This window comes from Hydrogenophaga pseudoflava NBRC 102511 (genome assembly GCF_001592285.1).
GTDB classification, from domain to species: domain Bacteria; phylum Pseudomonadota; class Gammaproteobacteria; order Burkholderiales; family Burkholderiaceae_C; genus Hydrogenophaga; species Hydrogenophaga pseudoflava.
This window is the reverse complement of the sequence record NZ_BCWQ01000004.1, coordinates 258,400-280,443: the sequence shown is the minus strand read 5'-3', so window position 1 is coordinate 280,443 and position 22,044 is coordinate 258,400. Positions and strand designations below refer to the sequence as shown.

Genomic DNA, 22,044 nt, shown 5'->3' with positions numbered 1-22,044 from the left:
CTCAACAAACAGCGAGACCGAAGCCAAGCCGTCCGAAAACACCCACTGCATGGGAGACGCCCCGGATGCGACGGTGTCGTCTTCCCTGGTGTGGCAGCTCATGGACTGGAAACCGGGAACAGGTTCCTTCAATCGCCAGCCTTCCGCCTCAGGCGTGGTCTTTCGCAGCGTCTGACGATGCACTTCATAGCCCTTGGTGTCACCCATGAGCCGTTTGAGCTTGTCCATCCGGACCGGCGCATCCAGTTGCAACTCTGAAAACGCCACCTGTTCCAGCACCGAGCCCTGCTCCCCAAGGGTCTGCAGCTTCACCACCAGGCCCGTTTTCTTTTCCGACCAGATGCGATAGCCGAAACGCAGTGCATCGCGTGGGGCGATCTGCACCACGTCGGCCAGATGACCCGCCACCCTTTCGACGCCCGATTCGCTCACGCTGTAGAAGTCTGGAATGGCGTTGCTGGGTGTGCGCAGCAGCTCGGGAAAAACGCCCAGCGACTCGCGTTTGTCCACCCAGGCCACCTTGTGATCCGGCGCAAAGGTGATCACGTCGTTGTTGTGGCGAATGGTCGAGCGTGGTGCACCCGTCAGCGTCTCCACGCGCTCCATCTGTTGCGTGCCATCGCAGACATGCCAGATGCGCGAGGCAGACATGGCCGAACCAGCCGATACGACCAAGGTCCCCGTGTAGGCCCGCTGCCGGGAGGCCTCGTGCATGCGCGTGAGCCACTCGGTGATGGACCGCGAGGACGGCGACGTTACAGGCACGGTCTGTGCAAAGGACGACTGCCACAACCCCAGAGCCAGCAGCCCCACCGCAGGCCAGCGGGTCCAGGCCTTGCGCGCCGACGACATGCCCAACGAAGCAGCACTTCCCATGTCGGCCTCAGCGCTGCGGAGCAGCATCGTAGGTTGCGTTGCGAAGGAATCCGGCGGGAGCCTGAAGCGCAGACATCCCGCCAAACTGGCGGTGCTCGGACAGCAACTGTTCCAGCCGGGCATCGCGCAGCACCTGACCCTGCGCAGTCTGCACAACCACCGGTTGAATTGTCGACGCGGACTCGGACATCGGGGTGGCGCTGGCCATCTGGGGACCGGCCAACTGACCGTCCTGCCCCCCTGTTCCGATGGTCCAGGTCACGGCGACGACGGCGGCAAGCGAAGCGAGGCCCGCCACCAGCTTCCAGCGAAACACCGCATCATTGGCCGCCACGGGCCGGCCTACTCGAGCCTGTCGCACCACAGGCTGAGGCAGCGCCAAAGGTTCATCGCGCAAACGGGCCATGACCGCCCCAGCAAACGCCGCCCCGCCGACCGAGCCCTGCACGGGTCGCCCACGCAGAGCGTCGCCAATCAGCTCGTAGGTATGCCCATCGGACAGCAGGGCTGCCATCTCCTCGGAGCCAGGCGCGAGCAGCAAATCCAAGTCGTCTGTGCGCACCTCTCCGTCCAGCAGTGCGGAGAGCGCCTCGCGGCTGCGCTCCCGGACAAGCATCTGCCCTGAATCTGTGGTTTCATGGATTGGGACGGCATTCATGTTCGACATCCGATACGGTGTTCCGGCATCAACAAATCAATCTCACCAGCGCTTGCCGGATTGACGCTCCAGCATGGGCTTGATTCGGGAAGAGATCGCTTCGCGGGCTCGGAAGATCCGGGAACGCACCGTTCCGATCGGACAATCGAGCGCCAGGGCAATCTCTTCATAACTCAACCCTTCGATTTCACGCAAAGTGATGGCCATTCGCAACTCGTCTGGCAATGCGTCCATCACCGCGTTCACTGCCTGGGCAATCTCTTTGCTGGCCAACACTGCCTCAGGGGTCTCGGTGTCGGCCACGCTGCTGTTTAGTTCGCGTTCCGCCGAAGAAGTTTCGTCTTCGTCCCCGGAATTGAGCTGGGACTGGAATACCAGCGGGTCCCGCTTGAGCTCCAGCAGCTGCTTCTTGGCGGTGTTGACGGCAATCCGGTAGAGCCAGGTGTAGAACTGGGCATCCCCCCGGAACTGGGCCAGTGCCCGGTAGGCACGGATGAACGTCTCCTGTGCGATGTCCTGAACGAGATCGCTGTCGCGGACCATGCGCCCGATCAGGCGTTCCACACGGCGCTGGTATTTGATGACCAAGAGCTCATAAGCCCGCATTTCCCCGGCCAGTGTGCGCTGGACCAGCATGGCATCGCTGTCGGGAGAGGGTGGGGCTGAGTGGTCGTCGGAAGAAGTCATGCAGAGGGTGTGAGGGCCGCGGAAATATACCCCAAAGGTTCGAGCCGACGCTCGCCGTCAGGCATGTGCCAGGAGCGCCCGCCGGAGATCCAGCCATCGGGACGGCTCCGCCAACCGCTCCACCCAGATCCAGGTGCGCGCACCGTCGGGATTGTGCAGGCGCAGCAACATGGCCCGTTGCAGGTCATACACGCGCTCTACCCTTTTCAGTTCCACACCTTCCCGATACGCCTCACTGGCCCAAGACCAGACACCCGACGAGCCCTGAGGAGCCTCGGGCCGCATCCGATCCGACTGCCATGCGAGCTTTCCTCGCGGCATCCGCCGCCAAGCCCACATCGACCCCAACAGCCACAAGCACCAGACCACGCCACAGAACACGGCCGTCCGCCATGATCCGTAGACGAAGCTCATGAGCACGCCCAGCAAGCCCGATACGCCGGCACCCCACATCAGACGGGCGTAAAAAGACGAACGCCCCACCGGGTACGTGACCGATGGGGCGTTGCGCATGTTCGGGAAGGACCGCGTCCGAACAGAGTTCGTCAGACGCGCTTGAACACCAGGGTGCCGTTGGTACCGCCGAAGCCGAAGTTGTTCTTCACCGCGACATCAATCTTCATGTCCCGCGCAGTATTGGCGCAGTAGTCGAGATCGCACTCGGGATCCTGATTGAAGATGTTGATGGTCGGAGGGCTCTTCTGATGATGCAACGCCAGCACCGTGAACACGCTTTCAATGCCGCCAGCCCCGCCCAGCAAATGACCCGTCATGGACTTGGTCGAGTTCACGACGATCTTGCTGGCATGGTCACCGAGCGCCGCCTTGATCGCATTGCTCTCGTTCACATCGCCCAGCGGCGTCGAGGTTCCGTGGGCATTCAGGTAGTCCACCTGGTCGGCATTGATACCCGCATTGCGCAGCGCATTGACCATCGCGCGACGGGGCCCGTCCATGTTCGGCGCCGTCATGTGGCCGGCATCGGCGCTCATGCCATACCCGATCACTTCGGCGTATATCTTGGCACCGCGCGCCTTGGCGTGCTCGTATTCTTCGAGCACCATCACCCCGGCGCCCTCTCCCAGCACGAAACCGTCGCGGTCCTTGTCCCAGGGTCGTGAGGCCGTTTTGGGATCGTCGTTGCGGGTGGAAAGCGCCCGCATGGCGGCGAAGCCACCCACACCCAGAGGAGAGACCGTGGCTTCGGAGCCACCAGCGACGATCACATCGGCATCCCCGTACTCGATCTTCCGAGCCCCTTCACCGATGCAGTGCAGACCAGTGGTGCAGGCCGTGACCACAGCCAAGTTCGGCCCCTTGAACCCGAAGCGCATCGAGACATGTCCAGAGATCATGTTGATGATCGATGCGGGGACAAAGAACGGCGAGATCCGCCGTGCGCCACGGTTGACATACTCGGCGTGGGTTTCTTCGATCAGCGGAAGCCCGCCGATACCGGACCCGACGATGCAGCCGATGCGCGTGGCCAGTTCGTCATCCAGCGCCTCGCCCGTAGGCAGGCCCGAGTCGACCACGGCCTGGTGGGCTGCGGCGATTCCGTAATGGATGAAGGTGTCCATCGACCGCGCCTCTTTGGCACTGATGTAGGACTCCAGATCAAACCCCTTGACCTCACCAGCGATCTTGCAGGACATGCCCGAGGCATCGAACTTGGTGATCAGGTCAATGCCGGACTGTCCGGCGACAAGGTTGGCCCAGGCTTCTGGCACCGTGTTACCCACGGGCGAGACACAACCCAGGCCGGTCACGACAACGCGACGACGGCTCATGGATGCATCAGGCCTTCTGGTGCGACATCGCGTAGTCGATGGCGTTCTTCACCGTGGTGATCTTCTCGGCGTCTTCGTCGGGGATCTCGATACCGAATTCGTCTTCCAGGGCCATCACCAGTTCCACCGTGTCCAGGGAGTCGGCGCCCAGGTCGGCCACAAAAGCCTTCTCAGGGGTCACTTGCCCTTCTTCCACGCCGAGTTGCTCGGCAATGATTTTCTTCACACGTGCTTCGATATCGCTCATAAGTCCCTCTGAGGGTGGTTGGATGACAAACCGCCATTTTAGCCGGGCTAGGAAGTAGCCCCTAGGTGGCCCGCCGGACGGCTCCGCGGCGGTAAGAGTGGATCAGGCCATGAACATGCCACCGTTGACGTGCAGTTCCTGCCCCGTCACGTAGCCGGCCTGCGGGCTGGCCAGGTAGGCCACTGCATGCGCGATGTCAGAAGGTTTGCCCAGATGCCCCAGGGGAATCTGGCCCAGCAGGGCCTTTTGCTGTTCTTCGGGCAGCGAGGCCGTCATATCGGTCTCAATGAAGCCAGGCGCCACACAGTTGACCGTGATATTGCGGCTGCCGAGTTCGCGCGCCAACGCGCGGGTCATGCCCGCAACGCCTGCCTTCGCAGCGGCGTAGTTCGCCTGGCCAGGGTTGCCAGAGGCGCCGACCACACTGGTGATGCTGATGATGCGCCCATAGCGCTGCTTCATCATGGGTCGGATCACCGCCCGGCTCATACGGAATACTGCCTTGAGGTTGGTGTCGAGCACCGCATCCCAGTCCTCATCTTTGAGGCGCATGGCAAGCATGTCGCGCGTGATGCCGGCGTTGTTGACCAGCACGTGCAGGGCACCATGGGCTTTGGTCATTTCGTCGATCAAGGCCTCGGCGGCAGCGCCATCGTTCACGTCAAGCTTCACCCCCCGGCAGCCCTCAGCCGCTCCAGGCACCGCCTTCAGCGCATTCGAGATCTTGGCTGCCCCCTCATCGGAAGTGGCCGTGCCGACGACGATCAGCCCCTTCGACACCAGTTCGGCCGAGATGGACGCGCCAATGCCACGGGAAGCACCGGTCACCAGGGCCACTTGGCCCGCAAATTTCACTTCGGACATACCAGTCTCTCCCTTCAGGCCAGCAGGTTTTTCACTTCGGCCAGCGTGGCCGGGTCGTAGAGCGCCGCGCCGGTCAGCTCGCCGTCGATGCGCTTGGTCATGCCAGCCAGCACCTTGCCAGGGCCGCATTCGACCAGCGTGGTGATGCCACGTGCTTTGATTGCACGCACGCACTCCACCCATCGAACCGGACCGAACGCCTGGCGAAACAGTGCATCGCGGATGCCGTCCACATCGGACTCCACCGACACATCAATGTTGTTGAGCACCGGAATCCGGGGTGCCGCCAGTGGCATGGTCGCAAGCTTCTCGCGCAGCTTGTAGGCCGCAGGCTTCATCAGGCTGGAATGGAACGGCGCCGACACTGGCAACGGCAGGGCCCGCTTGGCGCCGTTGGCCTTGAGCACCTCGCAAGCCTTCTCAACCGCAGCCTTGCTGCCAGCGATCACGGTCTGAGCCGGGTCGTTGAAATTGACCGCCTCCACGACCTCGCCACTGCCCGGGGGGAAGAAAGCCTGCGCCTCGGCGCAACCCGCGATCACCTTGTCCGAGTCCATGCCCAGGATGGCGGCCATGGCCCCAGTTCCGACCGGCACCGCTTCCTGCATGGCCGCCGCACGAAAACGCACCAGCGGCGCCGCTTGCGCCAGAGTCAGCACGCCAGACGCCACCAGGGCGCTGTATTCACCCAGCGAATGCCCAGCCACCACGGACGGAGCTGCCCCGCCTTCGGCGCACCAGACACGCCAGGCAGCGACCCCCGCCACCAGCATCACGGGCTGGGTGTTGGTGGTCAGCGCCAGCGCCTCCTTGGGGCCTTCCTTGATCAGTAGGCCAACGTCTTCACCCAGGGCATCGGAAGCCTCCTGGACGGCCAGGGCCACCTCCGGATGGTCGCCCCAGGCGTCGAGCATGCCGACTGACTGAGAACCTTGGCCGGGAAAGACGAATGCAAATTCGGTCATGGACGTATCAGCAATGAATCAACAAGAAACGGGGAAAGGAGCCAACCGCCAAAGCGGCGTCAGAAGTCCAGCAGCACCGAACCCCAGGTAAAACCTCCGCCCACACCTTCCAGCAACAAGGTGTCACCTTTCTTGACCTGGCCGTTGCGGACCGCATGATCCAGCGCCAGTGGAATCGAAGCCGCCGAGGTGTTGCCATGCTGGTCAACAGTGACCACCACCTTGTCCATGGGCAGCTTCAGCTTGCGCGCCGTGCCGGTCATGATGCGGATGTTCGCCTGATGAGGAATCAGCCAGTCGATGTCGGCCTCGGTGCGGCCAGCCTTCGCCAGCACAGCACGTGCGGTCTCCTCCAATACACCAACAGCCAGCTTGAAGACGGCCTGACCATCCATCTTCAGCAAAGGATCACCCAGGATCTGGCCACCGCTGACGTGCCCCGGCACACACAGAATGCCCACGTGCTTGCCGTCCGCATGGATATCGGTCGCCAAGATCCCCGGCACATCGCTGGCTTCGAGTACCACGGCGCCGGCACCATCGCCAAACAGCACACAGGTGGTACGGTCATTGAAGTCCAGCAGGCGCGAAAACACTTCGGCCCCCACCACCAGCGCCTTGCTGGCAGATCCTGTGCGGATCATTGCATCGGCAACCGTGAGCGCATAGATGAAGCCGCTGCAAACGGCCTGCACATCGAACACCGGGCAGCCTGCAATGCCCAGTTTGTGCTGGAGGATGGCGGCCGTCGAAGGAAACACCATGTCGGGTGTCGATGTGGCCACGATGATCAGATCGATATCGCCCGGCCCAACCTGGGCGGCCGACAATGCCTTGCGGCAGGCTTCAGCGGCCAGATCGCTCGAGAAGACGCCGTCGCCCACAAAATGCCGCGCTCGGATCCCCGTGCGCTCAACGATCCACTCGTCACTCGTTTCAACACCCCGCGATTTCAAAAGACCCACCATGTCGGCATTGGTCAGGCGCTGAGGCGGCAGGCAACTGCCGGTGCCAGTGATGCGGGCAAAACGTGTCATGCGGGCGGGGGAGAAGGTCTCAGATCGTCGGAATGCTCTTGAGATCGCTGGGGATCGCTTCTGGATCGATGAGCGGTGCTGCGTGTGCAATACGCTCCCGGACCTTCTCGAGCAACTGATTGTGGGCTGCATCATAAGCCCGGGCCAAGGCCTGCTCAAAAGCGAAAGCGTCGGCCGACCCGTGGCTCTTGAACACCAGCCCACGCAAACCCAGCAGTGCTGCGCCGTTGTAGCGGCGATAGTCCATCCGCTTCTTGAATGCAGATATCACTGGATAAGCAAACAATGCCCCCAGTTTCGTGAAAATGCTGCGCGAAAACTCGGCCTTGATGAAACCACCAATCATGGTCGCCAGCCCTTCGCTGGCCTTGAGCGCCACATTGCCGACAAATCCATCGCACACCACGATGTCTGTCGTGCCCTTGAAGATGTCGTTGCCCTCGACATTGCCGAAAAAGTTCAGATCACCGGTGTTGGCCGCGTTTCGCAGCAGAACGCCGGCCTGCTTGATGACCTCGCTACCCTTGATCACCTCCTCACCAACGTTGAGCAGCCCCACCGTCGGATCTTCCCTGCCCGAGATCGCCACGACCAAGGCAGATCCCATGACGGCAAACTGGAGCAGGTGCTCGGCGGTGCAATCCACGTTGGCCCCCAGGTCCAGCACGGTGGTCGCTCCACCACGTGCGTTGGGCATCTGGCTGGCGATGGCTGGGCGGTCAATGCCTTCCATCGTCTTGAGCAGGTACCTGGAGATGGCCATCAGGGCGCCGGTGTTTCCGGCGGACACCGCCGCCTGCGCCACGCCATCCTTGACGTGCTGGATTGCCACGCGCATGGAAGAATCCTTCTTCCGGCGCATGGCCACCTCGACCGGGTCGTCCATCGTGACCACCTCGGACGCATGCACAACCCGGCAACGGACGTTGTTGAGCAACTGGGGCCAAGATTTGAATGCCTCCGGCTGCCCCACCAGAAGCAACTGGGCCTGCGGGTGGCTGGCAAGAAAGGCCGCGCAGGCCGGCAAGGTGGCCGCCGGACCGACGTCTCCTCCCATGCAATCCACGGCAACGGTAATCATGTCAATGTCCCGATGCGGGCACTGCAACGCAGCGCCACCAACAAGAAAAAAGCCCGCATGGTGCTCATGCGGGCCCGTACTGGACCTGTTTGCAGGCGGCAATCACGGCATCCGGCGCTCAGACGCGGCAGGATGGAGCCGCCCAGAACTCAAGCCTCGGACTTGTTCTTCAGCACCTGGCGACCACGGTAGAAGCCGTTGGGGCTGATGTGGTGGCGCAGATGGGTTTCGCCGGTGGTCGGCTCCACGGCGATGCCGGGCACGGTCAGGGCATTGTGCGAACGGTGCATGCCGCGCTTGGAAGGGGACTTTTTGTTTTGCTGGACGGCCATGATGGGCTCCTGGAATCGGTTGGGTGTCGGTGGGTTGCGCCAATCAGCAGTCCTGCCCTCTGATCCGGGCGGCAGCGCAAAGCCAAGGATTATAGCCTGAATGACAGGCGGTGCAAAACTCCGACTGCGATCACTTCTTAAGGCGGCTCAGGGTGGCGAACGGATTGGGGCGCACTTCCGACGCAGCCTCGTCACCGTTCACCGTCCCCGCAGAAAGCAGCAAGGGCTGAGGGCAGACGTCATGCATCGGCACCAGAGGCATCGCCATCAACAACTCGTCTTCGATCAGCGCCAGCAGGTCCGGCTTGGGCTCCAAAGCCAGGACATCCTCCTCGCTCTGGTCATCCTCGGCCTCGGCCTTGGATTCGTCGGCAACGAACCTGAACCAGCGATCCACCTCCAGCGGAACAACCACCGGACCGAGGCATCGCTGACACCCCACAGGCAAATCAAGCGCCGCACGCAGGCGCATCCAGACAGACGACTGGCCGGCAGCGTCCGGGCGAATCTCTCCCTGCACCGACCATCGAACCAGAGCGCCGACCTCGCCGTCAGCATGAATCTCGGCAGACAGACGATCAAAGGATGCCAATGAATCCTCGCTCTCCAGCACACCGCCCGCCTCGGCGAAGGCACGGGCATCGAATCGACGAGGGTTCCAGGACCTGTGGGGAGACACTTTCATACGGCCAGTGTAAAAGATGACACCAGAAAGCCGCGGACAATAGGGCGATGAGCGCTCCTTCCTCTCAAATTCCTGCGCCGCCCCAACGCAAGATCATCCTCGGCTCGACTTCTCGCTACAGACGGGAACTGCTCGAGCGCCTGCGCGTGCCGTTCGACACTGAGCGCCCGAACGTGGACGAAACCCCGCTGCCAGGCGAGGCGCCAGCGACTCTGGCGCGGCGGCTCGCTCTGGCCAAGGCCCGGGAGGTGTCCCAGCGCTTTCCGGAAGCAGTGGTGATCGGCAGCGATCAGGTGGCCGACCTCGGTGGCGAACCGCTTGGCAAGCCCGGCACCCATGATCGGGCGATCGCTCAATTGCGGCGCATGCGCGGGCAAACCGTGGTGTTCCAGACCGCGGTTGCCGTGGTCTGCGCGGCCACGGGCTTCGAACAACTGGACCTGGCTGCAGTCAACGTGGTGTTCCGCGACCTCGACGACCAGGAAATCGAACGCTATCTTCGGGCAGAAGAACCGTACGACTGCGCCGGAAGCGCAAAAAGCGAAGGACTTGGCATCGCCCTGCTGTCCCGGATTGACAACGACGATCCCAGCGCCCTGGTCGGCCTACCGCTGATTCGCACCTGCCACATGCTGCGCGCCGCAGGCGTGTCCATCCTGTGAGCACCCCGGCTGCGCCCAAAGGCGCGCTGTTTCTCGTGCCAACGCCGCTGGACTTCGGATGCAGCCCGCAAGATCCGGTGCCATTGGGGCTGCTGTTGCCCGATGACACCATCCAGGTCGCGGCGCGCCTGGTCCACTGGGTTGCCGAGAATGCAAAGAGCACAAGGGCGTTCCTGAAGCGGGTGGACGCCGCACACGGTCTTGCCACCCCTGTGCAAAACCTTCAAATCGTCGAACTGCCCCGCCAGGCCCACAAGAAAGGGGACCATGCACCCGCCGGCACCGCGGATGCACAGGCCAAGTTGCTGCTCGGCCCCGCGCAGCAAGGACACGACATGGGCCTGGTGAGTGAGGCGGGGATGCCCGCGATTGCCGATCCAGGCAGTTCGGTGGTTCGCGCAGCACATGCCCTGGGCATCGACGTCCGCCCCCTCACGGGCCCCGTGTCCCTGATGCTCGCGCTGGCGGCCAGCGGGTTGAACGGTCAATCGTTTTCTTTCGTGGGCTACGTCCCACAAGACCCTGCCGAACGCAGCCGGCGCTTGCGCGAACTGGAGTCCACCGCCCTCAAAACAGGCCAGACCCAGATCCTGATCGAAACCCCCTATCGCAACGCAGCCCTCCTGCAGGCGCTGCTTCAAACGCTGCACCCTCACACCCGGCTGGCGGTGTCTAGCGGCCTAGGTCTTCCACAGCAACGCACCCGCAGCGCGCTGCTGAGCGAATGGAAATCAGGCGCGCTGGCAGCGCAATTGCCGCTAGATCTGCCGTCGGTGTTCCTGCTAGGGCGCTAATAACGCTCCCGGTCAGGCCGCCAGAGCAGCCTGCATGTGCGCGCGCACCGCAGCGCTCAGAGCCGGGTTGGCCAGCGCCAGGTCGATGGTGGCCTGGAGAAAGCCCTCCTTGCTGCCACAGTCGTAGCGCTTGCCGTCGTAGCGGAAGGCATAGACCTTCTCCTCGCCGATGAGCGCTGCGATGCCATCGGTCAGCTGGATTTCGCCGCCTGCACCACGGGGCTGGCGACGGATGCTCTCGAAAACGCCGGGTGTGAGGATGTAGCGTCCCGCCACTGCGAGCGTGGAAGGCGCCACGGCCGGTTTCGGCTTCTCGACCATGGCGAACACTTCGGCGATCTCGGCGTGGGCGCCATGCACGTCCACCACCCCATACCGCCCAGTCTCTTCCTTGGGAACGTCCTGCACTGCCAGCACCGTACCGGGATGCGACCGGTATGCCTCCACCATCTGCTGAAGCACCGTCGGTCCACCCGCGTTCTGGCGAGTTCCCAACATCAGGTCGTCGGCCAGCAGCACCGCAAACGGCTCGTTGCCGACCACCCGCTCCGCACAAAGCACCGCGTGCCCGAGTCCCAATGGGCGCGGCTGGCGGATGAAGACGCAGTCCATGTCTTCCGGTTTGATATCGTGCACCAGCTTGAGCAGCTCGGTCTTGTTGCCCCGTTCCAGTTCGTATTCCAGCTCGAAAGCCGCATCGAAATGATCTCCGATGGCGCGCTTGTGGCGCCCGGTGATGAAGATCATCTCGCGGATCCCGGCCGCATAAGCTTCTTCGACCGCGTACTGGATCAGCGGCTTGTCCACCACCGGCAGCATCTCTTTGGGAATCGCCTTGGTGGCTGGCAGAAACCGGGTGCCGAGCCCGCCAACCGGGAACACCGCTTTTTGAATGCGCATTACCATTTCCTCTCTTAATTTAACCATCACCGCAGTTCAATACCTGCTCCGCGGGCAGCTTTGAAGATGCCTTCGCCCATGTGCACACCCAACTCGCGAGCCAGTCTCAGCCCCACGTTTTCTCGCTGGGTGTAGTCCACGATTTCCTCGGCCTTCACCAATTCGCGCGCCACATAGTCCAGACTGCCCAGTCCGTCGGCCAACCCCTGCTGCACGGCCTGTTGCCCACTCCAGACCAGCCCCGTGAAAGTGTCCGGCGTTTCCTTGAGTCGCGCGCCCCGCCCCTTCTTGACCACCTCGATGAACTGCGCGTGGATCTCGCCAAGCATCGACTGGATATAGGCCCGTTGCGCCTCGTCCTGCGGACTGAAAGGGTCGAGCATGGCCTTGTTCTGGCCCGCCACCATCAGGCGACGCTCCACCCCCACCTTGTCCATCAACCCGGTGAACCCGAACCCTTCCATCAACACGCCAATACTGCCCACGAGACTGGCCTTGTCGACATAGATTTCGTCGGCTGCTGCGGCGATGTAATAGGCAGCGGAGGCGCAGGTCTCCTCCACCACGGCATAGACCTTCTTCTGGTGCAAGGCCTTCAGTCGCGTAATCTCGTCGTTGATGATGCCCGCCTGCACGGGACTGCCACCCGGGGAGTCGATCAACAACACCACCGCCTGGGCACCTTCGTCGTCGAACGCCGCCCGCACCGAGCTGAGCACGTTGTCGGCGCTGGCTTCTGCACCCGACGCGATCTCGCCCTTGACTTCGATCAGCGCGGTGTGCGGTGCGCTCACGGCCCCGGCCATCTCCGCCTGCTGAAACCAGAGCCAGAGCACCGAGCCGATGATCACCAGCCACACCAGCCGGAAAAACAGCTTCCAGCGGCGTGCGGCCCGCTGTTCGCGCAGCGTCTCGAACATCAGCCTTTCAAGGGTCTCCCGCTCCCAGGATCCCTCTTGCCGGGAGGTCGCCGATGCCGGCACCGGGTTGTCCAGTGGATCGAGGTTCATGGTGGTCCTGGTCAAAACGCCAGCGGCGCAAATGGATATTGTGCCTGCCAGTACACAACGCCCTCCCGTTCCTGCAGAGGTACCGTCACCAGCCCACCGCGACAAGGCCCGCCTTTGCAAGCACCGGTGGCAGGGTCATAGGCGGCGCCGTGGGTAGAGCACAGCAGCCACTGCCCGCTGTCGTCGAAAAAGCGGTTGGGCTGCCAGTCCATTTCCATGGCCACGTGGGAGCAACGGTTCAGATACGCGTGGACCACACCCCGGAACCGGATCGCGAACGCCCTGCAGGTCTGCCCGGCGTACATCACGTCAAAAGGCACGGCCAGCCCGCCATCCAGCAGGTCGCGGCTGTTGCACAGGGCATGGAGGTCGCTTTCACCGCTCATCGCCATCCCTCAGGCATGTGCCTTCAGCCAATCGCTCAGCTCTCCGACCGAGTGGGCGACAAACCTGGGTGACAACGACGCAAACGCGGCGGGTTCGTGGGCGCCATAGCTCACTCCGACGCTGTCACATCCGGCATTGACCGCCATCTGCAGATCGTGGGTCGTGTCACCGATCATCAGGGTGCGGCCAGGGTCGACACCGAACTCGCGCATCAGTTGCTCCAGCATCAGCGGACTGGGCTTGCCGGCTGTTTCATCGGCCGTGCGGGAACCATCAAACACGTCCCGAAGCTCCACGGCGTCCAGCGCCTCATCCAGCCCCCGCCGGCTTTTGCCCGTCGCCACCACCAGCCAGTGGTGACGTTCCTTGAGGGATGCCAGCATGGGCAGCACGCCATCGAACAGGCTGATGTCGTGCTGACGGGACAGGTAGTGATGCCGGTAACGCTCGCCCAGCCGGGGATACAACTCAGGAGGCACGTCGGGCGCCGCGTGGGCAAGGGCCTGCATCAGGCCCATGCCAATCACGTAGCTGGCCGCTGCCTCGCTCGGAACCGCCCCCCCCACGTCCCGCACCGCTGCCTGGATGCTGCGCACGATGATGGCGGTGGAGTCGAACAGAGTGCCGTCCCAGTCGAAGGCGATGAGGTCGTATTGGCGTGGGCGCATGGAAAGGGAGTCGAAAGCAGTCGATTATTGCTGCGGCTCAACAAAAAAGGCACCCGCAGGTGCCCTGTGTGCGTTGGGGCTCTTACACCCTCAAATGCGGTAATCCTCAAGGCTCTTGCCCGCAGCCAGCACCGCGCGCACCCACTCCGGCTTGCGGCCCGGGCCGCCGGCCCACAGTTCCCCGTTGGGGCCACGGTACTTGGCGACAGCCTTGGATTTCGACTTGGCGGCCTTTTTGGCGCCAGCCGCTGCACCACCCAAATCAGCCACCGTGATGCCATATTCCTTCATCTTCGCTTTGATGTCGGCGATAGCGGCGGCCAGTTCGTTCTTGCGCGCCTGCTCGGCCTGACTCATCAATGCCTGCGCCTGTGCCATCAGTTCAGAATAGGTTGCCATTGCGTTTCCTTTGGTATTGGTAAATTTCAGCGATATGGACATCCCAACGATGCCGGCAGAAATTCTAATGGGATTTTCAGGAACCTGCCCAAGGCCCAAGCTCGACAGGCAATTCAGAATGTAACTCCATCGACTGACCAGAAATCGGATGGGTCAGGCGCAATCGCCAGGCATGAAGAAACATGCGGCGCAAACCAGCCTTCGCCAACAGCCGGTTGAAATCAAAATCCCCGTACTTGTCGTCCCCGACGATTGGAAAGCCGGCATGGGACAGATGGACACGAATCTGATGGGTGCGCCCGGTCTTGATAGTGACTTCCAGCAAAGTCAATCCATCCGGGCAAACCGCCTCCAGCCCAGAGGGCGCGGGCAGATGCTTTCGCACCGCCACGAGCGTGACAGCGCGCATGGCATCGGGATGGGCGGCATCGACCACACGCACCCGCCGCTCTCCATCGGGCAGCAGGTATTTGTGCAGCGGCTGGTCTAAAACTTTCAGTTTGGAAGGCCAGCGCCCCCGGACCAGAGCCAAATAGGTTTTACCGGTTTCACGCTCGCGGAACTGATCCTGCAGCGACTTCAGGGCACTTTTCTTTTTTGCGATCAACAGCAGACCGCTGGTTTCGCGATCCAGCCGATGGACCAACTCAAGGAAACGGGCATCCGGACGTGACCTGCGCAACTGTTCAATCACCCCGAAACTGACCCCGCTGCCCCCATGCACAGCCACACCCGCCGGTTTGTCTAGCGCAAGGAAAGCGTCGTCTTCATGGATGACCGGGAAATCGCGCACAGGAACCGGCTGCGCCGCTTTCTCGGCTGGGCGCTCAGATAGACGGATGGGAGGAATGCGCAGCACATCCCCGGCCTGCACCCGGTCGTCCGCCGAGATCCTGCCTTTGTTGCGCCGCACCTCACCCGAACGGATGATCCGGTAGATGTGGGTCTTGGGAACACCCTTGAGCTCACGAAACAGGTAGTTGTCCAGCCGTTGCCCGGCCGAATCCTCGTCCACAAGGAGATGTCGCACGGCCCCGGGACCGTCAGAAACTGGAGAATTCAAGGGAAAAACACCATCAGACCTGCGCCATCATCAGGGGCAGCCCCCTATAATGTGTCACGCCAGTCGCGCGTTGTAAGTGATTGATTTTCCTGAGTTTAAGGCAGTCACGTCCAGCGACCCGGAACAGCAAGGCTGAAACCGGATGCGATTGACGACCCGTGCCACCTGTGGCACCCGGCTCGAACCATCCTGCGCACGACGTCCCAGACGTCTCCATGGCGGGAAACGATCCGGATGGAAGCCACAGGAGAGCCGACAAAAGAGTAGCGAACCAGATTACGGAATACCCCAATCGGTCAGCCCTTCTTGCAACGCCACAGGCGGGCTGGTGCGGCTGACCGAGGACAAAGTGAAGACAGTGACCGAAACGGCAAGATCCATGTCAACGACATCCGTCATGCCCTGCCTGCTCACCCACATCCACGCGCCTACGCCCTGACCCGGCCGCAGGGCCTTGGCGCGCCGCTGTGCGCACAGCCCCTGCCGACAGACCACCCGATGCAGTCGGGACATCACCGGGTCAACGGCTCTCCGGCAATTCCTCCCGTTCGCGTTCTTTCGCTGGCTCACGGCATCCTGGTGTGCGGCCTGTCCGCGCGCCTTGTCAGCGACAGTGAAAAGGAAACGCAACATGAAGCGCATGCTGATCAACGCCACGCAGGCCGAAGAGCGCCGCCTGGCGATCGTGGACGGGCAGAAACTGCTCGACTACGAAATCGAAATCGAAGGGCGCGAACAGCGCAAGGGCAACATCTACAAGGCCGTCGTCACCCGCGTCGAGCCCTCGCTCGAAGCCTGCTTCGTCGATTACGGCGAAGACCGCCACGGCTTCCTGCCGTTCAAGGAAATTTCCAAGCAGTACTTCCAGGGCAATGCCTCGCCCTCCCAGGCCCGCATCAACGACGTGATCAAGGAAGGCCAGGAACTGCTGGTCCAGGTCGAGAAGGAAGAACGCGGCAACAAGGGCGCAGCCCTCACCACCTTCGTGAGCCTGGCCGGCCGCTATGTGGTGCTGATGCCCAACAACCCGCGCGGTGGCGGCGTCAGCCGCCGCATCGAGGGAGAGGACCGCCAGGAACTCAAACAGGCCCTGGACCAGCTCGAATACCCCAACGGCATGAGCATCATCGCCCGCACCGCCGGTATCGGCCGCGAGGCGGCCGAACTGCAGTGGGACCTGAACTACCTGCTCAAGCTGTGGAACGCCATCGACGGCGCCGCCAAGGGCGGCAAGGGCGCCTTCCTGATCTACCAGGAGTCGAGCTTGGTGATCCGCGCCATCCGCGACTACTTCAACAGCGACATCGGCGAGATCCTGATCGACACCGATGACATCTACGAACAGGCTCACCAGTTCATGAGCCACGTGATGCCGGAGCACGGCCACCGCGTCAAGCGCTACCGCGACGACGCGCCGCTGTTCAGCCGCTTCCAGATCGAACACCAGATCGAGACCGCCTACAGCCGCATCGTGCAGCTGCCCAGCGGTGGCGCCATCGTGATCGACCAGACCGAAGCGCTGGTGGCGGTGGACGTGAACTCGGCGCGCGCCATCAAGGGCGGCGACATCGAGGAAACCGCCACCCGCACCAACCTGGAAGCCGCCGACGAAGTGGCGCGCCAGGCCCGCCTGCGCGACCTGGGCGGCCTGATCGTGATCGACTTCATCGACATGGAAGAGTCGAAGAACCGCCGCGAGGTCGAGAACCGCCTGCGCGACGCGCTGCGCCAGGACCGCGCCCGCGTGCAGTTCGGCTCCATCAGTAAGTTCGGCCTGCTCGAAATGAGCCGCCAGCGCCTGAAGCCCACGCTCAGCGAAGGCTCGTCCATCCCCTGCCCGCGCTGCGGCGGTTCCGGCCACATCCGCGACACCGAAAGCTCGGCGCTGCAGATCCTGCGCGTGATCCAGGAAGAGTCACTCAAGGACAGCACGGCCGCCGTACTGGTGCAGGTGCCTGTTGAAGTGGCCAGCTTCCTGCTCAACGAGAAGCGCACCGAGATCACCAAGATCGAACTCAAGCAGCGCATCAACGTGCTGTTGGTGCCCAACAAGTCGCTGGACACGCCGAACTACAAGCTCGAGCGTCTCAAGCACGACGATCCGCGCCTGGACAACCTCGACTCCAGCTACAAGCTGGCCGAGGAAGTGGACGATGTGGCCAGCTTCACGCGCCGCAGCCAGGAGCGCACCAACAAGCAGGAGCCGGTGATCAAGGGTGTGCTGCCCGACGGCCCGGCACCAGTGGCTGCGCCCAAGCCCGAGGTGGCTGCGCCCGCACCGGTGGTCGCGTCCCCTGCGGTGGTGGTCGAGCCCGCGCCAGCGCGTGCCGCCGCCCCCGCCGAAAAAGGCTTCTTTGGCTGGCTCAAGAGCCTGTTCGGCATGGCACCCGCTGCAGCACCAGTGACGCCTGCTCCGGCACCGGCCGCTGCTGAGGCGCCGAAGACAGATCGCGGCGAAGGCAAGTCGTCCAGGGACGGCCGTGGTCGTGGTGGCCGCAATGGCGAAGGTCGCGGTGACCGCGGCGAGCGCCAGGGCAATCGCCCGCCCCGCAGCGAAAACCGGGGAGAGCGCACCGAGATCCAGGGCCGCGGCAATGGTGAAGGCCGCCGTGGTGACCACCGCGCCGAGGGTCGCAGCGGCGAACCGCGGGGTGAACGCGCCGAGGGACAGGGTCGCAACGGAGGTCGTCGCGACAACCGCCGGGACAACCGCCAGGACCAGGTCGCCGACAGCACCGCACTGGAAGGACAGGTCTCCACCACGCCGGCAGGTGAAGCACCTGAGGCCGCCGCCGAAGGCGCTCGCCGCGAACGCCGTGGTGGCCGTGGTGACAACCGCCGGCGCCAGGGGCAGGAGCCCGGCGACAACGCATCACAAGGCGTGGCGGACACCGCGCTGCTCAACGCAGCCCCTGCTGACGCGATGACCTCGGAGCCGTCCGAGGCAGCGCCCGCAGAGATGGCGGAAGGCGATGCCGCCGCACCCCGCGCGCCGCGCGAACGCCGCAGCCGCGACCGCTATGGCCGCGACCGCCGCGAGCGCGCGCCTCGTGACGGTGAAAACAGGGAAGACGTCCCCGCAGGTGCGGAGCCGGTGGCCCCGGTGGCCGCCGACCAGCAGGACGAGCAACGCCCGGTGCGCAGCTACTTCACCCAGCCCGCCAGCGCAGCGCCGTCACAGGTCGAGCCCGCGCCCGTGGTGGTGGCCGAACCGGTCGCGGTGATTCCTGATGTGGTGGCTCCCGCCGCCCCCGCGCCTTCGGTCGCGGCGGCAACCGCCGGCATGCCCAAGGTCGTGCCGTACACGTTGTCGATGGACGACCTGCACCGCGTGGCACAGGCCAGCGGGCTCGAATGGGTCAATTCGGATGCAGCAAAGGTCGCCGAGATCCAGGCCGCCATCGCTGCCGAGCCCAAGCCGATCCATGTGCCCCGCGAACCCAGGCCGGTGGTGCTGGTCGATGAAGGCCCGCTGGTGCTGGTGGAGACCCGCAAGGACCTGCGCGATGTGAGCCTCCCGTTCGAGAACCGCTGATCACGGACTCAGGTTCCCAGCAAAGAAAAAGCCGACCCTGAGGTCGGCTTTTTCTTTGTGTCAATGGTGGCTGCAAGGCAGCGGGCAAACCAGCCCGCCAGCTTCAGTCGCCCAGCAGCGCCGCCCGCTTCCACGCGGCCTGGGCACCCGCCTGGTCCTGGCGTTCCTCCGCCAGCAACGCCAGGGCACACCACGTACGGCGCAGCAGGGCCGGCTCGTGCAGGCTGTGGCTGGCCTGGCCCAGCAACTGGGACGCCTTGCCCCAGAGCTGGCGCTGCCGGCAGGCCTGACCGGTGAGGTACTGCAGGTAGGCGTTGTTGGGCCACTGCCGCTGGCTCTGTTCGAGACGCGCCAGCCCCGTGGCGTCCAGCCGCATCAGCCCGGGTTCCATTGCCAGCGCCAGCTTGTGCTGCAAGCCCTCATCCAGTGCAGCAAATCCCTGCCAGACGGGTTCCAGCCAGCCACCGGTCAATTCGTGGGCCTGTGCTGCCATGTCTTCGTCAGGCGCCAGGGCCACCAGCCGATGGGCACGCTCCACTGCCGCCAGGATCAGCTCGGGCATGGCACGCTCGGACGCATCCAGGCGCGACCACACGGATTGCAGCTGGGCCAGGTCGTGCGCCTCGCGCAGCGCATCCAGCGCCAGACCACGCACGATGCTGCGCGAGGCCTCTGGCGAAAAGGCGCGGTGCTTGGCGAGCAGACGCGCTGTTTCCAGTGCCTCGGCGGTCGCTCCCCCCAGACGCGCCACCCGAAGCTTCAGGCGCAGCGTCTGGATGCGGCGGGACGCTCCCTGGGGAAGTTCGTCCAGGTGGCTGCGGGCCGCCTGGAGGTCACGGTCTTCGACCGCCCAGCGGACCGCCCGCATCAGGGCACCTTCGCGGGCCTCGGCCGACTCCTTGGCCAGCTTCGGATGCAGGGCCTCCTGCAGGTGCTCGTCGCGGGTGCGGCGGTTCTGCAGCGATTGCGCCGCTTCGGCCACCAGCAGGTGGGCCAGCAGCTGGAGTTGTCCACGCCGTGGCCACTGGGCCGCCGGGTGGCTGTTGAGCTGCTCCAGCGCCGACAGCCCGGCCGCCTGCGCCCGGACAAACCGGCCCGCGATCTGGTTGGACAAGGCGTCCATCAGCGCGCCGACCGCCGCCCGCTCCATCTGCTGGCTGCGCCAGCGCTGCGCCTGGCGGGGCAGCTCGCGGAACATGCTCAATGCCCGCAGGGCCAGGTACAGCAGCACGAAACCCGCTACCAGGCAGAACAGGACAAAGTTGAACGAGACATCGAACCGGTAGGGCGGCCAGAACAGGCTCACCATGGCCTGGTTCTGTCCGGTCAGCAGGGCCAGCGCCACCGCCAGGGCGGCCAGACCCAGCAACCAGAAGACATTGCGCATCGCACCCCGCTGGCGCCGCGGCCCGTTCATCAGCGTCCTCCCGCGGCCACCGCGAGCGCCGCCAGGCTCTCTTCGGGCCGGGGCCATTCGGTGAGCACCAGTTCGGCGCGCAGCTGCGTGACAGCGGCCTGTGCGGCGGCCACGTCGGGAGCGGTGGTGTCGAAGTGGCGGGCGAGCGCCGCATCAATGGTCTTGAGGTCGTCCTGCACCGCGTCCATCTGGCGGGCCAGCAGGCCCAGCCGCGCGTTGAGCAGCCGCAGCTTGAGGTTCTCCCGGAGGAAGAACGCCTGCTCCGGCGCCAGCAGCACCGCTTCGGGCCGGTCGATGCGGCTCACCCGCACCAGCTCCCGTCCGCTGCGGGTGGTTTCCTCCCACACGCGCGACCAGAAGCCGGACCAGGTCTGCACCGCGCGGTCCCAGCCGCCGGCCGCGGGCGCGGCAGGTTCGGCAGGGTTCGCGGATGCTGTCGAGGCGCTGCCGGAGCCAGACGCCTTGCGTGCCGCCGGTGAACGGGGGCCGACGTCGTTGGGCACCGGCCACTGGTCCACCCGTTGCACCAGCTCGTCCAGCCGCTGTACCAGCGAGGGCACATCGGCCACCGAGGTGCTGCGGATGCGCTGCACATCGCGCGCAATGGCGCGCTGGACCGGGTTCAGCCGCGGCTGCGCGGCACGGGCGATGCGCTCATCGGCCGACTGCAGGGCCGCGAGCAACGGCTGCACGCTGCCAGTGAGCTGAGACTGTTGCTGGGCCAGGCGCAGGGAGGACTCCAGATCCTGCACCAGGTTGTCGTCCCGGGACCGGGACAGCGCCAGCATCAGCTCTTCGAGCTGGGAGCGCTGCAGACTGACCTCGGACAGGCGGACCTCGGCCACCGCCAGACGCGCCTGCAGTTCCTTGACCTGGGCCTCGGCCTGCGCTGCCACCGTCCGTGTTTCCGACGACTGGGTTTCGCTGACCTGGGTGCGGCGCGCCAGTTCCTTCTGGGTGAAATCCACCTTCTGCCACAGCAGGCCGGCCATCATCAGCGTCAGCACTGCCAGCAGCAGCGCCAGCGCGCCCAGCCAGACCCCACCGCGCCGGGCAGGTGCAGGGGAGCCTGAGCCGGTGGTCACCACGGGAAGAACCGGGGTCGGCGCAGCGGGGGAAGGTTCGGGAGTGTCGTTGCTCATATCGGGCTCCGCACCGATTCTAGGGCGACCAACACATCGGGCAATGACGGGCGGCTGGTGTACACGTGTACAAAGCCCGCCGCCCGCGCCGCCGCCGCGATCCGTTCGTGGGTGCACAAGGCCCCGGCGCGGGACCAGTCGGCCGCTGGCATCGCCGTCCGCAGATGGGCCACAGCCTCTGAACTGCTGAAGAGCCAGAGGGCATCCTGCTCTGCCAGGGCCCGGTCGGACGGGGTCCACCGGGGAGCATGCCGTTCGTAGGCGGCGCAGGCCTCAACCGCGGCCCCGCGTGCGCGGCACTGCTCCATCAGCCACTCGCGCCCACTGCCCTCGGTCCCACCCGTGGGCACGCCGTCGGCCGAGGTGGACACGCCCCGCACCACCAGCAAACGGGCACCAGGCTTCGCCTGAGACGACACCACAGGCCACAGATGCTCGGAATCGAACTGCAGTGCATCGGCCGGTGGCTGGTCGATCCGCTCGGGCCCCAGGCCGAGACGCTGCAAGGCCATCGAGAGCGTTCGCGCCGTGCCCGGCCCCGGCGCCCAGAACCGTGTGCCTGCCCGATGCGTCCCGGCATCAGGAACCACACCGTCGAAAAAGTGCTGCACCGCCGCGGCACTCACGAACATCAGGGCGTCCCATCGGCTCCAGTGCGCCTGCGCGTCGCGCAGCCGAGCCAGCACCTGCGGGTCGCGCGGCGCGCCGATGTCGATCAGGGGCAGGCTGTGCGCCGCCCACCCCCGGGCCTGCAGCGCCGCCACCCATGCACCGGCTTCGCCGGCGGGCCGCGTCACGATCACCCGGGACCAGCGGGACGGCACGGCCGCGTGCCCGGCCAAGGC

At 64.6% G+C, this 22,044-nt stretch carries 25 protein-coding genes; 3 read left to right on the top strand and 22 right to left on the bottom strand.

Annotated elements, in window-relative coordinates:
• The 12 genes from HPS01S_RS07600 to HPS01S_RS07545 all read right to left on the bottom strand — a co-directional run.
• Positions 1–876 (bottom strand): MucB/RseB C-terminal domain-containing protein (locus HPS01S_RS07600; RefSeq protein WP_084397156.1); only part of this gene is annotated, 876 nt, incomplete at its 3' end.
• 7 nt (positions 877–883) lie between these two features.
• Positions 884–1,534, bottom strand: coding sequence for a sigma-E factor negative regulatory protein (locus HPS01S_RS07595; RefSeq protein ID WP_255284177.1), 651 nt, complete (start codon positions 1,532–1,534; stop codon positions 884–886).
• Positions 1,535–1,576: 42 nt separating this feature from the next.
• A complete protein-coding gene (rpoE, locus tag HPS01S_RS07590; RefSeq protein ID WP_066153370.1) occupies positions 1,577–2,221 on the bottom strand; it encodes an RNA polymerase sigma factor RpoE in 645 nt (214 codons plus the stop codon).
• A 57-nt stretch (positions 2,222–2,278) separates the two neighbouring features.
• A complete protein-coding gene (locus HPS01S_RS07585) occupies positions 2,279–2,734 on the bottom strand; it encodes a hypothetical protein (RefSeq protein WP_066153367.1) in 456 nt (151 codons plus the stop codon).
• Between the two features lie 32 nt (positions 2,735–2,766).
• Positions 2,767–4,011 carry a beta-ketoacyl-ACP synthase II gene (gene fabF, locus HPS01S_RS07580; RefSeq protein ID WP_066153365.1) on the bottom strand — a complete coding sequence of 415 codons (1,245 nt, stop codon included), beginning with the start codon at positions 4,009–4,011 and terminating at the stop codon, positions 2,767–2,769.
• 7 nt (positions 4,012–4,018) lie between these two features.
• Positions 4,019–4,258, bottom strand: a complete 240-nt coding sequence (gene acpP / locus HPS01S_RS07575; RefSeq protein WP_066153362.1) for an acyl carrier protein — start codon at positions 4,256–4,258, stop codon at positions 4,019–4,021.
• Between the two features lie 102 nt (positions 4,259–4,360).
• Entirely contained in the window at positions 4,361–5,122 is a 762-nt protein-coding gene (gene fabG / locus HPS01S_RS07570; protein WP_066153359.1) for a 3-oxoacyl-ACP reductase FabG, read from the bottom strand.
• A 14-nt stretch (positions 5,123–5,136) separates the two neighbouring features.
• Complete coding sequence (fabD, locus tag HPS01S_RS07565; protein WP_066153354.1) at positions 5,137–6,087, bottom strand: ACP S-malonyltransferase; 951 nt, start codon at positions 6,085–6,087, stop codon at positions 5,137–5,139.
• Between the two features lie 59 nt (positions 6,088–6,146).
• Positions 6,147–7,124, bottom strand: coding sequence for a beta-ketoacyl-ACP synthase III (locus HPS01S_RS07560; RefSeq protein WP_066153351.1), 978 nt, complete (start codon positions 7,122–7,124; stop codon positions 6,147–6,149).
• Positions 7,125–7,143: 19 nt separating this feature from the next.
• On the bottom strand, positions 7,144–8,205 hold the full coding sequence (plsX, locus tag HPS01S_RS07555) for a phosphate acyltransferase PlsX (protein ID WP_066153348.1): 1,062 nt from the start codon (positions 8,203–8,205) through the stop codon (positions 7,144–7,146).
• Positions 8,206–8,354: 149 nt separating this feature from the next.
• Complete coding sequence (gene rpmF / locus HPS01S_RS07550) at positions 8,355–8,537, bottom strand: 50S ribosomal protein L32 (protein ID WP_011794326.1); 183 nt, start codon at positions 8,535–8,537, stop codon at positions 8,355–8,357.
• 130 nt (positions 8,538–8,667) lie between these two features.
• Positions 8,668–9,222: a YceD family protein gene (locus HPS01S_RS07545; RefSeq protein WP_066153345.1), complete on the bottom strand. Its 555-nt coding sequence runs from the start codon at positions 9,220–9,222 to the stop codon at positions 8,668–8,670.
• A 47-nt stretch (positions 9,223–9,269) separates the two neighbouring features.
• On the opposite strand from HPS01S_RS07545, the gene HPS01S_RS07540 reads away from it, so the two are divergent.
• Positions 9,270–9,884 (top strand): Maf family protein, encoded by a 615-nt coding sequence (locus HPS01S_RS07540; protein ID WP_066153343.1) that lies wholly within the window; start codon positions 9,270–9,272, stop codon positions 9,882–9,884.
• A complete protein-coding gene (locus HPS01S_RS07535; protein WP_066153340.1) occupies positions 9,881–10,678 on the top strand; it encodes an SAM-dependent methyltransferase in 798 nt (265 codons plus the stop codon). The genes HPS01S_RS07540 and HPS01S_RS07535 overlap by 4 nt, the downstream gene beginning before the upstream one ends.
• Before the next feature lie 12 nt (positions 10,679–10,690).
• Here the strand turns inward: HPS01S_RS07535 and galU are convergent, their stop codons facing one another.
• The 7 genes from galU to HPS01S_RS07500 all read right to left on the bottom strand — a co-directional run bounded on the left by galU (position 10,691) and on the right by HPS01S_RS07500 (position 15,738).
• Positions 10,691–11,578, bottom strand: a complete 888-nt coding sequence (gene galU / locus HPS01S_RS07530) for a UTP--glucose-1-phosphate uridylyltransferase GalU (RefSeq protein ID WP_066153337.1) — start codon at positions 11,576–11,578, stop codon at positions 10,691–10,693.
• 26 nt (positions 11,579–11,604) lie between these two features.
• Positions 11,605–12,588 (bottom strand): S49 family peptidase, encoded by a 984-nt coding sequence (locus HPS01S_RS07525; RefSeq protein ID WP_079365469.1) that lies wholly within the window; start codon positions 12,586–12,588, stop codon positions 11,605–11,607.
• An 11-nt stretch (positions 12,589–12,599) separates the two neighbouring features.
• The gene (locus tag HPS01S_RS07520; RefSeq protein ID WP_371836591.1) at positions 12,600–12,974 is read right to left on the bottom strand and encodes a Rieske (2Fe-2S) protein; all 375 of its coding nucleotides are present in this window, start codon (positions 12,972–12,974) and stop codon (positions 12,600–12,602) included.
• A 9-nt stretch (positions 12,975–12,983) separates the two neighbouring features.
• On the bottom strand, positions 12,984–13,643 hold the full coding sequence (locus HPS01S_RS07515; protein ID WP_066153328.1) for an HAD family hydrolase: 660 nt from the start codon (positions 13,641–13,643) through the stop codon (positions 12,984–12,986).
• Positions 13,644–13,733: 90 nt separating this feature from the next.
• Positions 13,734–14,084, bottom strand: a complete 351-nt coding sequence (locus HPS01S_RS07510; RefSeq protein WP_255284176.1) for an H-NS histone family protein — start codon at positions 14,082–14,084, stop codon at positions 13,734–13,736.
• Between the two features lie 34 nt (positions 14,085–14,118).
• Entirely contained in the window at positions 14,119–15,105 is a 987-nt protein-coding gene (locus HPS01S_RS07505; RefSeq protein WP_066153323.1) for an RluA family pseudouridine synthase, read from the bottom strand.
• Between the two features lie 276 nt (positions 15,106–15,381).
• Positions 15,382–15,738, bottom strand: a complete 357-nt coding sequence (locus HPS01S_RS07500) for a hypothetical protein (protein WP_066153320.1) — start codon at positions 15,736–15,738, stop codon at positions 15,382–15,384.
• On the opposite strand from HPS01S_RS07500, the gene HPS01S_RS07495 reads away from it, so the two are divergent.
• A complete protein-coding gene (locus HPS01S_RS07495) occupies positions 15,737–18,640 on the top strand; it encodes an Rne/Rng family ribonuclease (protein WP_066153317.1) in 2,904 nt (967 codons plus the stop codon). The genes HPS01S_RS07500 and HPS01S_RS07495 overlap by 2 nt on opposite strands.
• Positions 18,641–18,743: 103 nt before the next feature.
• On the opposite strand, the gene HPS01S_RS07490 is transcribed toward HPS01S_RS07495, so the two are convergent.
• The 3 genes from HPS01S_RS07490 to HPS01S_RS07480 are packed head-to-tail and all read right to left on the bottom strand — an operon-like array spanning position 18,744 to position 22,041.
• Positions 18,744–20,057 carry a heme biosynthesis protein HemY gene (locus HPS01S_RS07490; protein ID WP_307173347.1) on the bottom strand — a complete coding sequence of 438 codons (1,314 nt, stop codon included), beginning with the start codon at positions 20,055–20,057 and terminating at the stop codon, positions 18,744–18,746.
• A complete protein-coding gene (locus tag HPS01S_RS07485) occupies positions 20,057–21,199 on the bottom strand; it encodes a uroporphyrinogen-III C-methyltransferase (protein WP_066153311.1) in 1,143 nt (380 codons plus the stop codon). The genes HPS01S_RS07490 and HPS01S_RS07485 overlap by 1 nt, the downstream gene beginning before the upstream one ends.
• Positions 21,196–22,041: a uroporphyrinogen-III synthase gene (locus HPS01S_RS07480; RefSeq protein WP_255284175.1), complete on the bottom strand. Its 846-nt coding sequence runs from the start codon at positions 22,039–22,041 to the stop codon at positions 21,196–21,198. Before HPS01S_RS07480 ends, HPS01S_RS07485 begins: the two co-directional genes overlap by 4 nt.
• Positions 22,042–22,044 lie beyond the last annotated feature (3 nt).